This window comes from Litchfieldella anticariensis FP35 = DSM 16096, assembly GCF_000409775.1.
Taxonomy (GTDB): domain Bacteria; phylum Pseudomonadota; class Gammaproteobacteria; order Pseudomonadales; family Halomonadaceae; genus Litchfieldella; species Litchfieldella anticariensis.
In genome coordinates, this window is record NZ_KE332380.1 from 1 (window position 1) to 1,961 (window position 1,961).

Consider the following 1,961-nt stretch of genomic DNA (forward strand, 5'->3'; position numbering starts at 1 on the left):
AAAACCCCCCAGCCTCTGTAAGGCTGGGGGGTCGGAAGAAGTGCCTGACGATGACCTACTCTCACATGGGGAGACCCCACACTACCATCGGCGCTGAGCGGTTTCACTGCTGAGTTCGGCATGGGATCAGGTGGTTCCCGCACGCTATGGTCGTCAGGCGTAAACTGGTGAAGTGCTGCCGTCCCGTGCCCCTCAGGACACCTCCGGCACCACCTCGTGAATCATGCCGACGATACGTCTCCGGCTTGCGCCGCGTATCCGTCAATTGCCTGCGTCATGCGCAGACCCCTTGGGGTTATATGGTCAAGCCTCACGGGCCATTAGTACACGTTAGCTCAACGCCTTGCAGCGCTTCCACACCGTGCCTATCAACCAGCTCGTCTCGCTGGGCCCTTCAGGAGGCTCAAGCCTCAGGGAAGTCTCATCTTGAAGGGGGCTTCCCGCTTAGATGCTTTCAGCGGTTATCCCGTCCGCACTTAGCTACCCGGCAATGCCACTGGCGTGACAACCGGAACACCAGAGGTGCGTCCACTCCGGTCCTCTCGTACTAGGAGCAGCCCTTCGCAAACTTCCAACGCCCACGGCAGATAGGGACCGAACTGTCTCACGACGTTCTAAACCCAGCTCGCGTACCACTTTAAATGGCGAACAGCCATACCCTTGGGACCGACTTCAGCCCCAGGATGTGATGAGCCGACATCGAGGTGCCAAACACCGCCGTCGATGTGAACTCTTGGGCGGTATCAGCCTGTTATCCCCGGAGTACCTTTTATCCGTTGAGCGATGGCCCTTCCATACAGAACCACCGGATCACTAGAACCTACTTTCGTACCTGCTCGACGTGTCTGTCTCGCAGTCAAGCACCCTTATGCTCTTGCACTCAATGCACGATTTCCAACCGTGCTGAGGGTACCTTCGTGCTCCTCCGTTACGCTTTGGGAGGAGACCGCCCCAGTCAAACTACCCACCACACACTGTCCTCGACCCGGATAACGGGCCCAAGTTAGAACGCCAATGATGCCAGGCTGGTATTTCAAGGTTGGCTCCACCCGAACTGGCGTCCGGGCTTCCTAGCCTCCCAGCTATCCTACACAAGCAACATCAGCATCCAGTGTGAAGCTATAGTAAAGGTTCACGGGGTCTTTCCGTCTAGCCGCGGGTACACAGCATCTTCACTGCGATTTCAATTTCACTGAGTCTCGGGTGGAGACAGCGTGGCCATCATTACGCCATTCGTGCAGGTCGGAACTTACCCGACAAGGAATTTCGCTACCTTAGGACCGTTATAGTTACGGCCGCCGTTTACCGGGGCTTCGATCAGGAGCTTCGCCTAAGCTAACACCATCACTTAACCTTCCGGCACCGGGCAGGCGTCACACCCTATACGTCCGCTTGCGCGTTAGCAGAGTGCTGTGTTTTTAATAAACAGTTGCAGCCACCTGGTATCTTCGACCGCTTCGCGCTTAGGGAGCGAGTCCCATCACGCTAGTGCGGCGTGCCTTCTCCCGAAGTTACGGCACCATTTTGCCTAGTTCCTTCACCCGAGTTCTCTCAAGCGCCTGGGTATTCTCTACCTGACCACCTGTGTCGGTTTGGGGTACGGTCCCACAGCATCTGAAGCTTAGAGGCTTTTCCTGGAAGCGTGGCATCGACGACTTCGGCACCGTAGTGCCTTCGTCTCGCGTCTCGGCCTTGGGATCCCGGATTTGCCTGAGATCCCAGCCTACATGCTTTCACCAGGACAACCAACGCCTGGCCCGCCTAGCCTTCTTCGTCCCCCCATCGCAATGCTGTGAGGTACGGGAATATTGACCCGTTTCCCATCGACTACGCCTTTCGGCCTCGCCTTAGGGGCCGACTCACTCTGCTCCGATTAGCGTCGAACAGAAACCCTTGGTCTTCCGGCGGGGGCGTTTTTCACGCCCCTTGTCGTTACTCATGTCAGCATTCGCACTCGTGAT

General features: G+C 57.1%; 2 rRNA genes. Both read right to left on the minus strand.

The features are described from left to right. Nucleotides 1-42 precede the first annotated feature (42 nt). Nucleotides 43-158: ribosomal RNA gene (gene rrf, locus L861_RS06820) — 5S ribosomal RNA — on the minus strand. 141 nt (nucleotides 159-299) lie between these two features. Next, nucleotides 300-1,961, minus strand: a 23S ribosomal RNA gene (locus L861_RS06825); the annotation flags it as partial.